Source organism: Tamlana sp. 2_MG-2023, assembly GCF_030548465.1.
Lineage (GTDB): Bacteria > Bacteroidota > Bacteroidia > Flavobacteriales > Flavobacteriaceae > Pseudotamlana.
The window spans coordinates 98,815-111,103 of sequence record NZ_JAUOSF010000004.1 but is presented as its reverse complement, the minus strand read 5'-3'; the positions used below and the strand labels follow the sequence as shown (position 1 = coordinate 111,103).

Below are 12,289 nucleotides of genomic sequence, written 5' to 3'. Positions count from 1 at the left end.
CGGTTAAACGAATAAACGATTCAACAAAACTCAAGGAACCGGATCATATCCCGAACCTCCCCATGGGTGACAGCTAAAAATACGTTTTATAGCTAGCCATCCGCCTTTACGGAAACCGTGTTTAATTAAAGATTCTTTGGCGTAATGCGAACAAGTAGGTTGGTATCTACACGTTGCAGGCGTTAATGGTGATATAAATGTTTGATACACTTTTATCAAAAACAGAAACGGTGCAATGAGTAGTTTTTTCATAAGTAGCTAAAAGCACTCTCGCTTGTAGTGGATTTAGTTGACGCTAAACGTCGTGCCGTCTTTGCCATCTTTCAGTTGAATACCAACTTCAGCTAATTCATCACGAATTTTATCAGATAAAGCAAAATCTTTATTCGCTCTAGCTTCTTGTCTCAATTTGATTAAAACATCAACTGCGCCTGAAAGTTTATCAGTTCCAGAATTGCTATTTGCGGTATTTTCTAAGCCTAAAACATCAAAAACAAAACTGTTTAAGGTGTCTTTAAGTAAGTTCAAGTCTTCTGCAGTTAAGGTTTCTACACCTTCTTTAATTTGATTGATGTATTTAGCAGCTTCAAATAAATGCGCGATTAAAATTGGTGAATTGAAATCGTCATTCATGGCATCATAGCACTTTTGTTTCCATGCTGAAACATCAATAGAAGATGTTTTTGAAGCTTGTAAGCTGTTTACAATATTCAGAGCTTCCATAAGACGATTAAAGCCTTTTTCGCTGGCTAATAAACCGTCATCGGTTAAATCTAATACACTACGGTAAGATGATTGCGCTATAAAGAAACGAATCACACTTGGCGCATAAGCTTTACTGAAAAATTTGTTGTCTCCAGAAAGTAATTCATCTGGATTCACCGTGTTTCCAGTAGATTTCGACATGCGTTGCCCGTTAAGTTCTAACATGTTCGCGTGCATCCAATAATTTACCGGAGATTTTCCAATGGCAGCTTCATTTTGAGCAATTTCACATTCGTGGTGCGGGAATTTTAAATCCATGCCGCCACCGTGAATATCAAATTGTTCACCAAGATATTTGGTACTCATGGCTGTACATTCTAAATGCCAGCCTGGGAAACCATCACTCCAAGGGGAAGGCCAACGCATAATATGTTGCGGTTCGGCTTTCTTCCAAAGGGCAAAATCTTGCGGGTTTTTCTTGTCACTTTGTCCGTCCAGCGTACGGGTATTATGAATTAAATCGTCAAGTTTACGCTTGCTTAATTTACCGTATTCGTTTGTTTCATTGAATTTATGAACATCGAAATAAACAGACCCGTTTACTTCGTAAGCAAAACCATTTTTAATAATGCTTTTTATCAATTCTATTTGCTCAATAATATGTCCTGTAGCGGTAGGTTCTATACTTGGTGGTAAGAAATTAAATGTGTTTAGAATATTGTGAAAATCTACAGTATAACGCTGTACCACCTCCATAGGTTCAATTTGTTCTAAACGTGCTTTTTTGGTGATTTTATCTTCACCAGCATCAGCATCATTTTCTAAATGTCCGGCATCAGTGATGTTTCTAACATAGCGTACTTTAAAACCTAAATGCTTTAAATAACGAAAAACCATATCAAAAGACATAAAAGTCCGCACATTTCCTAAGTGTACATTACTGTAAACTGTAGGCCCACAAACGTACATACCAATATGGCCTTCGTTTATAGGTTTAAAAGTTTCCTTTTTTCCAGTTAGGGAATTATAAATTTTGATAGGGTTGTCTTTATAAAGTGGCATAGTGGTTTAGGCGTATGTGGTGTAGTCGATTATGACTTAATAAAGTAAATTACAAAATGGATTAAAACTGAGTATCTAGCTTTATGTAATCCAAAAATTCGCGACGTGTTGCCATGTCTTTGAATTTTCCTCCAAACTCTGAAGTTACAGTGCTGCTTTCTATATCTCTAATACCTCTTGAATTTACACAAAGGTGTTTTGCATCGATAACACATGCTACATCTTTAGTGCCTAAAACCTCTTGAAGCTCTCTAACAACTTGAATTGTTAAACGTTCTTGAACTTGAGGACGTTTTGCATAATAATCTACAATACGATTCATTTTAGATAAACCTACAACACTACCATTGGCGATATAAGCGATGTGAGCTCTACCTACAATTGGCAATAAATGGTGTTCGCATGTTGAATAAACCGTAATGTTTTTTTCAACAAGCATTTCGCCATACTTGTATTTATTATCGAAAGTAGAAGCGCTAGGTTTTTTGCTCGGATCTAATCCGCCAAAAATTTCTTTAACAAACATTTTAGCCACACGATTAGGTGTTCCGCTTAAACTATCGTCTGTTAAATCTAAACCTAAAGTTTCCATGATGTGACGCACATCGTCTTTAATAATGTCTATTTTCTCTTCATTAGACAGTTTAAAAGCATCATTTCGCAATGGTGTGTCTTCAGAAGTACCAATGTGCTCTTCTCCTAAAGCGTCAAAATCGTCTAAATTACTATCAAATTTCATCTGTTAAAATCTATTATTTTTCAACAATCATAAAAGTCATTCGTTTGTTAGTTCTTTGTTAGTAAGAGTTTTACAAATAAATGAAGTATGATTAATATTTCAAAAATTAGTTTGCAAAGATAAGCAATTCCGTTTTGTTATGCTTGGTGTTGCTGAATTATTAATTTTTTGTTTTAGTCTGAAAACGATTCCAATCATTACAGCCTACGCTTTATTTAATTTCTTTAGTTAAAAAGTTTAAATACTGAAGCCTAAGGATAATGTAATGTTTTGATTTTTTCTGTCGATTGAAGCAAAAGGCGAACCGCCTCCGTTAAGGTTGTATAGGTTGTTTTCGTATGATCTTGAGGCTTGATCGTAAGTTAAATCAATCTTTGTGTTTCCAAAAGTATATCCAATACCTGCAGAGAAGCCTTGTAGCTCACTCATAATGTCTCCATTTTTATACGGACTATCTTCATAACGGTAACCACCACGTAAGCTTAATTGATTGATGACTCTGTATTCTGCACCAACGCGATAGGTAGAAACGTGAGTTAGTACGTTGCTCATTAAGGCATTTTGATCGGCAAATTCAGGGTCGTGCGTTGGCTTAAATTCTGTATTACTAAAATTTTGGTTTGAATAATCGAAACTAATAATACCGCGTTTAGCAATAATGTAGGCTAAACTTCCCGTTATTTTTCCTGGAGTTTGTAATTGGTATCTTGGGTAAACATTTATAATATGAGGATCTACCGTTTGTGTGGTTGGTGTTCCAGAATCGTCTCTAACTGTACTTATGTATTGTGTGGTTTCCTCATCTATGGAATACCATGTTGGTGAATCGTAAACCACTCCGGCTCGAAGGTCTGGAGTTATATTGAAAATTCCACCTAGCTGAAAAGAAAACCCTGCACCTGTGGTTAATAAGTTGTTTTCGAAATCAATATGTGTTACAGTTGATCCCGTATTGTTATTGTCTTCAATTAATACCGTATTGCGTTCGTAATTAATAAAATGTGAATTTAAATTTAGCCCTAAAGAAAACTTGTCTTCAAACTGTGTAGCAAAATTAAAACTCATTTTTCCGTTATAACCTGTTGCTAGATAAGTGTGCTTATGATCGAAATTTCCAGCAGCAACATTTGAAAAGTAGGTTGTGTTGTCATCGTCATCAAATTCAGGGTCAATGATATAGGATTCATAGCCTAAAAACGCTTGTTGGTTACCGTAACCAAATTGATTTCCAATGGCGCGATAAGCTTGGTCTATAGATTCGTTAGGTAATGCAGAAATATCCACTAGCCTTTGTCCGTTTGCATAATCATAAAAAAAACTTGCTACGGAATTTGTAAAATTACCATCATCATTTGTGTTCGTGCCTCTTGCTTGCCAGAAGTCATTAAAATTATTTGTGCGCTCATAATTAAGTGACATAGCAAATTTTGTCCAAGATGAACTACTATTTCTGTTAACAAATACAAAAGCCGCACCACCTTGATTAATCCCAAAACAGGATTCGTTGGTGTTTGTCATGCTATTGAAATAGTTTGTTTCGTTTTTAGTATAGTTATTGGATCCTGTAAAGGTGATTTGGCTGTTACTAAAAACTACTGAACCTGCAGGGTTTAAACTAACGGCACTTAAATCACCGCCTAAAGCACCAAAAGCACCACTCATGGCTCTAAAACGTGCTGTTCCTTGAATTTCATTTTGTGAATACCTTAAAGCATCGGTAATGTCTTGCGCATAAACGGTAGATAATGAAAGTACGCTTATGAATAGTAAATTAAACTTTTTCATGTATAACTTTTTAATCGTTTTAGGGAATTAAATAACCAAACAAATTGAGATGATATTCAATTTATTTGGTTAGATTTTATTTTTAATATTAACGTCTTCTTCCTCCTCCGGAAGAACTTCTGCTGCTACCTCCTGATGATCTCGTTGAAGATCCGCTAGATCTCGAGCTAGAACTAGGAGTATAGCTAGAGTTTCTTGAAGAAGATGACCTATTCGTATTGTAGCTGCTGCTAGAACTTGAACGATTTGTAGGTTGTTTGTAAACCGTACTTGAGCTTCTTCTTGAAGTTGATGTTGACGATCTTTTTGTTGAGTTATTAGAAGGTGTTCGTGTAACTGTTGAAGTTCTTCTTGTTACTCCGGTTTGAGACGGATTTCTATTTGTTGTATAGCTACGTCTAGTCGTTGTTCCTTGCGAATTTCTAGTCGTTGTGCTCGTTCTTCTAGTGGTGTTATATTTAGATGTTGTTCCTCTGTTTGTGTTTGCGGAACTACGTCTTGTGTTATTTGAAGCATTTACGTTATTTCTGGTGTAATTACTTCTTCTGGTGTTAGCATAATTGCTACCGTAATAACCTCCTCTTCGCGTGGCACTATACGAATTATATCGGTTGTATCTATTGTAGTAACCTCCTCCGTAATATGGAGGATAGCCCCATCCGTATCCAGGATAAGCCCATCCATAGCTAGGGTATCCCCAAGCATATCCAGGATAACCCCATCCATAACCTGGGTATCCCCATCCGTATGAAGGGTATCCCCATCCACCATAACCCCAACCGTAATTGAAGCCAATGCCCCAGTTATTCCAACCGTTATCAATATAGTTAATAGTTACACTGCTGTTGTTTTGTCCCCAGCCTGCGTAGCCTTCATAGTCATCTACTAAGGAATCGTTTTCAACATATGCCGAATTTTCATAAGAATCAATATCAGTAAAAATCGCAGGATCTTCACTGAAATTTTCAGACTCTATAGATTTTGTTTTGAAGTAATTTGTGTAATAATTGTTATCATTATATACTTCATTGTGCTGTTGTTGTGTTTGTGGAACAGATCCGCCATAAATGCCATCATTTCCTGCGCCAACATATTCATATGAACCACAAGAAGTGAATACTAGGAGTAACCCCAGTAAGCTCGCTAATGGTGCTTTTTTTTGTAAGGATTTAATTAATTGCATATCTGTTTATTTTAATTGTTGAACATAACAAAAATAGTTAGTTTTGCTGAACTATTTTTTATATTTAACAGAGGTACAACATTTGTGCCAAAAAAATGATATGAGCAAAAAACTTACTAGTAGAGCAGAAGATTATTCGAAATGGTATAACGAATTGGTTGTCAAGGCAGACCTCGCTGAAAATTCAGCTGTTAGAGGATGTATGGTTATTAAACCTTATGGGTATGCTATTTGGGAAAAGATGCAAGCAGAATTAGATCGTATGTTTAAAGAAACAGGGCATCAAAATGCTTATTTTCCTTTATTTGTGCCTAAAAGCTTGTTTGAAGCTGAAGAGAAAAATGCAGAAGGTTTTGCAAAAGAATGTGCTGTTGTAACACATTATAGGCTACAGAACGATCCTGATAAACCAGGGAAGCTGCGTGTAGATCCTGAAGCGAAGTTAGAAGAGGAGCTTGTAGTAAGACCAACAAGTGAAGCTATTATTTGGAACACCTTTAGAGGTTGGGTACAATCTTATAGAGACTTACCTTTATTAATAAATCAATGGGCGAATGTAGTACGATGGGAAATGCGTACGCGTTTGTTTTTAAGAACGGCAGAGTTTTTATGGCAAGAAGGGCATACTGCCCATGCTACTAAAAAGGAAGCTTTAGACGAAGCCGCATTAATGAATAATGTTTATGCTACGTTTGCTGAGAAGTTTATGGCTATTCCTGTAATACAAGGACTAAAAACCGAGAGTGAACGTTTTGCAGGGGCTGATGAAACCTTTTGTATAGAAGCATTAATGCAAGACGGGAAAGCTTTACAGGCAGGAACTTCACATTTCTTAGGTCAGAATTTCGCAAAAGCATTTGATGTTAAGTTTGCTAATAAGGAAGGCAAACAAGATCACGTTTGGGCAACTTCATGGGGTGTCTCTACACGCTTAATGGGGGCATTGATTATGACACATAGTGATGATCACGGATTAGTTTTGCCTCCAAGTTTAGCGCCAAACCAAGTGGTTGTTGTTCCTATATATAAGAGTGAAGAAGATTTAAACAATATTACGGAAGTTGCAAATAGTATTTTAACCGATTTAAGAGCGAAGCACATTACGGTTAAATTTGACAACCGCGATACGCATAGGCCAGGAGCTAAGTTTGCTCAGCATGAATTGCAAGGGGTGCCATTACGAATTGCTATTGGGCCAAAAGATTTAGCTAATGGAACTGTAGAGCTTGCACGTCGTGATACGTTAAGCAAAGAAGTGGTTAACTTAAATGATTTAACTGAAACCATAGAAAGGTTATTAAAAGAGATACAAGATACCTTATTTAATAAAGCTTTAGATTTTAGAGACAGTCATATTACAGAGGTTGATTCGTTTGATGCTTTTAAGGAAGTTTTAGAAACCAAAACAGGTTTTATTTCGGCGCACTGGGATGGTACAACAGAAACTGAAGATAAAATTAAAGAAATTACAAAGGCTACAATTAGGTGTGTACCATTAGAAGGGAAGGTAGAAGCAGGAGTTTGTGTGTATTCAGGGAGACCTTCTGAACGCCGTGTGCTGTTCGCAAAAGCTTATTAATCAATACTAAAACAAGTGCTGAGTAATTTTTTTTAAAAAAAAGTTATTTAGCGCTTGTAAAAGTGAAAATAAGTTGTAAATTTGCACCCGCAATGGAAAACATTGCAAGTTATTTGAAAAGATAGAGTGAGAAAATAATTAAAATTTAAGTTGCAGATTTGTAAATTAAATTTATCTTTGCACTCTCAAAAAAAACAAATGGCCCGTTCGTCTATCGGCTAGGACGCCAGGTTTTCATCCTGGTAAGAGGGGTTCGATTCCCCTACGGGCTACAATATTTTAATAAGAAGAAAAAAAATGGCAAATCATAAGTCAGCATTAAAAAGAATAAGAAGCAACGAAGCTAAGCGTTTAACTAACAAGTATAAACACAAAACTACTCGTAATGCAATTAAAAAATTACGTGAGTTAACAGATAAGAAAGAAGCTGAGGCTTTATATCCTTCTGTAGTTTCTATGTTAGACAAATTAGCTAAGAAAAATGTTATTCATGCTAACAAAGCTGCTAACCTTAAATCTGGTTTAGCAAAACACGTTGCAGCACTTTAATAAGTAACTTCGACTTAAGATTTTAAAATATTTAAAAAGCTTCTCAGAAATGAGAAGCTTTTTTTATGCCTTATAGTTTAAGATAATTTCATGCTCATGTCGTTGTAAAAAAAGCATATAAAAGTAAGTATGTTTTGTTTTAATACTATAAATTTGCAACTGTAAAAAGTTAATAACTCACATAATATTACCTCTTTGGAAAATACAAAAGCAATCAAATTAATTGATAAGATTCTTGAAGATCTTGATAATACAGGAATCAATACCGATGCGTTAATAAACGATATTAAAGAATTAAGAACATACGCGATAGAAGAGCAAGCTCCACTAGTGGTAAAGGTTCTTAGATATACTTACGAGCATATTGAAGAAAATGAAACGTTCCTTATTCCAATGCCTGAAGATGATGATGAGTTGTTTACAGAAGAAGGAGAAGAAGCTGTTGAAACAGAAGAAGCTGTAGAGGTTGATCCGGTTGAAAGTCTCAAATACGTTATTTCTTTAACTAGAAACCTTAAAAACAAAACGAATATTGCCGATTTAAAAGCATATAAGGAACTTTTATTAGCTTATTAATTTAAAATTTTATCGTTTTATAAAATATTAAAAGCCCCGACATGTGATGTTGGGGCTTTTCTATTAGAATTATTCACTACTGTAAACGCGATATCTATAAATGTTGCTCTAGTAGCCAAGAGTAAACCGCTTCATTGTTATAGGTCTCTGTCCAACTATCGTGCGCGGCATCGGGATAGATAGTAAGTTTAGTCTTTGGGTTTAGCTTTTTTAGAGTTTTATAGGCTTCTTTGGTTTGTTCTACAGAAACCACAGCATCCTTTTCACCATGAAAAAACCAAACCGGAAGGTTTTTAGCCCATTTTATATAAACCATTGGAATATCTGCCGCACAAACTGAAATCATAGCTGCATAGGTATTAGGATTGTTTACAGCCATACGCCAAATACCATCACCACCGCGACTAAGCCCTGCTAAATAGATTCGTTTTTTATCTATTGGTAACGAATCTACCAATTTTGTAACCTTCTTATGAATAGCGCGATCATCCCATAGGCCATTTTTATTTGGATTTAGAGGAGCAAATACATAAAAGGGAAAATCTTTACCTTCAGCAATACGTTTAGGTATGCCGTGGGCTTTAGCGATATTTAGATCTGTATCGCTTTGCGCACCACCATGTAAAAAAACAACTAAGGGGTAAAGTTCTTGTTTTTGGATTGGCGTATACAGGAAATACTGAATTTCAGTATTGTTAACTATGTTTGATTTATGCTCAGTCAATTGAGCAAATAAGAGTGAACTACTTAATATACTTAATAAAATTAAAACAGATTTAATTTTCATCATGCTACGTTTTTTTATGTTTTCAAATTACAAAAGCCCTTCTTGAATTTTCATTTTTATTTTAAAGGCTTCTTGAGATGTTTTAAGATTTTTTCCAGAGAAGAAAACTTCATTTTTAGTATTCAGGTCTGTACTACTATATAAAGCAATGTCATCGCCTAGTAATGTTTCATGTAAAAAATTAATTTCAAATTCAGTAATACTATATTTTTTATGATATTCAAACGGAATAGCATCCAATGCCCATTGTGAATATTTGATATTATTAACATGGTTATGCATATCTAAATCACTGTTTTTAACTTGGATATTTTGGTTCAATTCTAAACCGCCTGGAGTTACAATTTTGTTGGCTTTAAAATCAAGCTGATAATCAGAACGTGGAGAAAAGGATGTTTCGATATCTGTTATTTTTTTTGGTCTGCGTGTTACGCTATCTAAAATCATCCATATGGTAGAACAGGCGCCTATTTTCTCGTCTTTGAGAAATATTTCAAATTCCCTTGTACCGTAAAAACCGTCAACAGGAAGCGTCCATGTTTTAATAGTTAGGGTATCATGCCAATTCGGCCAAGCTTTCATTTTTAAATTTTGTCGAATTAAAACCCATATAAAACCGCGCTTAATCATGTTTTCATAGCCGAAATTAAGGTCGTAAGCATGTTCGGAGGTTATGTCTTGTAGTAATCCTAGAAGTCCGTATAAACCAAGTTTTTTGTTCGAATTGATATTGACACTTCTAATGGGATAGGTTTGTTCAAATACACTCGGGTTTAGTTTCATAAAGCAAGTTATAAATAGGATATAGGAAGCTACAAGGCTTAATCGATCGATACAGGGGTTTTATATTTTTTAAGCTCGAATAAAGATAACTTTTAAGTTAAACATAAAAAAAGCCTTAACATTTTTTGTTAAGGCTTGATTAAAATTTATGCTGATGAGTTCTATCCGTTCATAGAAATTAAAAACTCTTCATTGTTTTTTGTTTGTTTAAAACGTTCGTTAATAAACTCCATCGCTTCTACAGGGTTCATATCCGCAAGGTATTTACGCATTACCCACATACGTTGTACGGTCGTATCATCTAATAAAATATCATCACGACGTGTACTTGAAGATGTTAAGTCGATAGCAGGGAAAATTCTACGGTTAGAAATTTTTCTATCTAGTTGAAGTTCCATGTTACCAGTTCCTTTAAACTCTTCAAAAATCACCTCGTCCATTTTAGAACCTGTTTCTGTAAGCGCAGTTGCAATAATGGTTAATGAACCACCATTCTCAATATTACGTGCTGCACCAAAGAAACGTTTTGGCTTATGTAAGGCGTTGGCGTCAACACCACCACTTAATATTTTTCCAGAGGCAGGTTGTACCGTGTTGTATGCGCGTGCTAAACGTGTGATAGAATCTAATAAAATAACCACATCATGACCACATTCTACTAAACGTTTTGCTTTTTCAAGTACAATGTTTGCAATTTTTACGTGTTCATGCGCTTCCTTGTCAAACGTAGAAGCAATTACTTCACCGCGAACATTACGTTGCATGTCTGTTACCTCTTCAGGACGTTCATCAATAAGTAAAATCATTTGGTAAACCTCAGGGTGATTTGCAGCAATTGCATTAGCGACATCCTTTAGAAGCATGGTTTTACCAGTTTTAGGTTGCGATACAATCATACCACGTTGCCCTTTACCAATAGGAGCAAACAAATCCATAATTCTTGTTGAAATGGTACTTTGTTTTTCAGCAAGATTAAATTTCTCTTGAGGAAATAATGGTGTTAAATGTTCAAAAGAAACACGGTCTCTAACCACATTCGGACTTTGACCATTAATTTGACTTACTTTGATTAATGGGAAATATTTTTCACCTTCTTTTGGCGGACGCACATGACCCAAAACCGTATCTCCAGTTTTTAAACCAAATAATCTAATTTGAGATTGAGATACATAAATATCATCTGGTGATGATAAATAGTTATAATCAGAAGAACGTAAAAAACCATAACCATCCTGCATGATGTCTAAAACCCCTTCACTTTCAATAATGGCATCAAATTCGTAATCTGGCTCACGGTAACGGTTTCTGTTATCTTTATTGCCTTTATCAACATTGCCATTTTTTTGGTTGCGTTGCTGATTTTTATTTTGATTGTTCTGGTTGTTTTGTGGTCTAGGGTTCGGTTTTTTCGGACCGTCGTTTTGAGTTTTTGGTTTTGGAGCGTTATCCTTTTTAGGAGCTTCTTTTTTGTTTTGTACTTTTTTAGGAGCTTCTACTTGAGACGTTTCTGTTTTTGGAGCTTCAGCTTTAGCTGGTGCATTAACAGTTTGATCTTCTGTTTTTGGAGTTGTATTTCTAGCAGGCTTTTGTACGCGCTGTCTAGGTTTTCTTGCTGCAGGTTTGGCTGCTGCTTTTGTTTCTTTTTCTTCTGTTGCTTTAGCCGGTTCAATTGATTCTGAAGGTGCTACTGCAGCTTTAACTGCTTTAGGATCTGCTGCTTGCTGATCTAGTATTTGATATACTAAATCTAGTTTTTTTAATGAACGAAACTTAGGAACGTTCAGTTTTTTTGCAATCTCCTGTAAATCAGCGAGTTTTTTTTCTTTTAATTGTGAAATTTCAAACATTGATGTTTAATTGAATATGTTGATTTGAACACTAACTTGAGTAATTCTGAAAAATATGAGTTTATTCTGAAGATTTAATCGCTTGTATTTGCGACTGTTGAGAATTATTACTGCAATTATACAACTTTATTTTATTTTTTTGCATTAATTCTTTTATTTTTGCGATCTAGTTTTATAAAAACATATGATACAACGTATTCAAACCATTTATCTTATTTTAGCTGCATTAGTTTCAGGTGGCTTAATTTTTGCGTTTGAATTATGGACAACTCCAGAGGGTGTAAAAGTTTACGCTAGCGATACGACTTATGAGTATATCGCATTTTTAACTTCTGCTTTGTTTTCTATTGTATCTATTTTACGTTACAAAAATAGGAAGTCACAATTTATGTTGGGACGACTTAACATCATATTAAACTTTATTTTATTAGGATTTTTTGTGTATTTATCTCTAAATGTATCTGGAGAAACGGCGGTTTCTGAGAAAGGTATTGGGATGCTTCTCCCTATTGTTTCTATCGTGTTTTTGGCTTTAGCCAATAAGGCCATCAAGAAGGATGAAGATCTCGTAAAATCTGTAGATCGATTACGTTAAACCTAACATCTTAGTAGTATTAGTGCGTGAACCCAAGGTGAAGATCTTGGGTTTTTTTATGCCTTGTTTTGCGGAATTTAAAGTGACGTTTAGCCTTGA

At 35.1% G+C, this 12,289-nt stretch carries 12 protein-coding genes and 1 tRNA gene; 5 read left to right on the top strand and 8 right to left on the bottom strand.

Features of this window, described 5'->3' with window-relative positions; all coding sequences use genetic code 11:
* Window positions 1–30 precede the first annotated feature (30 nt).
* The 5 genes from yidD to Q4566_RS07840 all read right to left on the bottom strand — a co-directional run bounded on the left by yidD (window position 31) and on the right by Q4566_RS07840 (window position 5,474).
* Complete coding sequence (gene yidD / locus Q4566_RS07860) at window positions 31–252, bottom strand: membrane protein insertion efficiency factor YidD (RefSeq protein WP_303420088.1); 222 nt, start codon at window positions 250–252, stop codon at window positions 31–33.
* A gap of 33 nt (window positions 253–285) precedes the next feature.
* Window positions 286–1,767 carry a cysteine--tRNA ligase gene (gene cysS, locus Q4566_RS07855; RefSeq protein ID WP_303420087.1) on the bottom strand — a complete coding sequence of 494 codons (1,482 nt, stop codon included), beginning with the start codon at window positions 1,765–1,767 and terminating at the stop codon, window positions 286–288.
* A 61-nt stretch (window positions 1,768–1,828) separates the two neighbouring features.
* A complete protein-coding gene (gene folE, locus Q4566_RS07850; protein WP_303420086.1) occupies window positions 1,829–2,506 on the bottom strand; it encodes a GTP cyclohydrolase I FolE in 678 nt (225 codons plus the stop codon).
* Window positions 2,507–2,743: 237 nt separating this feature from the next.
* Window positions 2,744–4,291 carry an OmpP1/FadL family transporter gene (locus tag Q4566_RS07845; protein ID WP_303420085.1) on the bottom strand — a complete coding sequence of 516 codons (1,548 nt, stop codon included), beginning with the start codon at window positions 4,289–4,291 and terminating at the stop codon, window positions 2,744–2,746.
* An 88-nt stretch (window positions 4,292–4,379) separates the two neighbouring features.
* On the bottom strand, window positions 4,380–5,474 hold the full coding sequence (locus Q4566_RS07840) for a hypothetical protein (protein WP_303420084.1): 1,095 nt from the start codon (window positions 5,472–5,474) through the stop codon (window positions 4,380–4,382).
* A gap of 100 nt (window positions 5,475–5,574) precedes the next feature.
* Between Q4566_RS07840 and proS the strand changes: the two genes are divergently transcribed.
* The 4 genes from proS (at window position 5,575) to Q4566_RS07820 (ending at window position 8,178) form a co-directional block, all read left to right on the top strand.
* On the top strand, window positions 5,575–7,053 hold the full coding sequence (gene proS, locus Q4566_RS07835; protein WP_303420083.1) for a proline--tRNA ligase: 1,479 nt from the start codon (window positions 5,575–5,577) through the stop codon (window positions 7,051–7,053).
* A gap of 200 nt (window positions 7,054–7,253) precedes the next feature.
* Window positions 7,254–7,325: transfer RNA gene (locus Q4566_RS07830), tRNA-Glu, on the top strand.
* Window positions 7,326–7,350: 25 nt separating this feature from the next.
* The gene (gene rpsT, locus Q4566_RS07825) at window positions 7,351–7,602 is read left to right on the top strand and encodes a 30S ribosomal protein S20 (protein ID WP_150936963.1); all 252 of its coding nucleotides are present in this window, start codon (window positions 7,351–7,353) and stop codon (window positions 7,600–7,602) included.
* 195 nt (window positions 7,603–7,797) lie between these two features.
* Window positions 7,798–8,178 carry a hypothetical protein gene (locus tag Q4566_RS07820; protein ID WP_303420082.1) on the top strand — a complete coding sequence of 127 codons (381 nt, stop codon included), beginning with the start codon at window positions 7,798–7,800 and terminating at the stop codon, window positions 8,176–8,178.
* 94 nt (window positions 8,179–8,272) lie between these two features.
* Here Q4566_RS07820 and Q4566_RS07815 read toward each other — a convergent pair whose 3' ends face one another.
* The 3 genes from Q4566_RS07815 to rho all read right to left on the bottom strand — a co-directional run bounded on the left by Q4566_RS07815 (window position 8,273) and on the right by rho (window position 11,595).
* A complete protein-coding gene (locus Q4566_RS07815; protein WP_303420081.1) occupies window positions 8,273–8,968 on the bottom strand; it encodes a prolyl oligopeptidase family serine peptidase in 696 nt (231 codons plus the stop codon).
* Between the two features lie 24 nt (window positions 8,969–8,992).
* A complete protein-coding gene (locus Q4566_RS07810) occupies window positions 8,993–9,748 on the bottom strand; it encodes an acyl-[acyl-carrier-protein] thioesterase (protein ID WP_303420080.1) in 756 nt (251 codons plus the stop codon).
* A gap of 161 nt (window positions 9,749–9,909) precedes the next feature.
* Entirely contained in the window at window positions 9,910–11,595 is a 1,686-nt protein-coding gene (gene rho, locus Q4566_RS07805) for a transcription termination factor Rho (RefSeq protein WP_303420079.1), read from the bottom strand.
* 184 nt (window positions 11,596–11,779) lie between these two features.
* Here rho and Q4566_RS07800 point away from each other — a divergent pair, with 184 nt between their 5' ends.
* Complete coding sequence (locus Q4566_RS07800) at window positions 11,780–12,190, top strand: DUF4293 domain-containing protein (protein WP_303420078.1); 411 nt, start codon at window positions 11,780–11,782, stop codon at window positions 12,188–12,190.
* Window positions 12,191–12,289 lie beyond the last annotated feature (99 nt).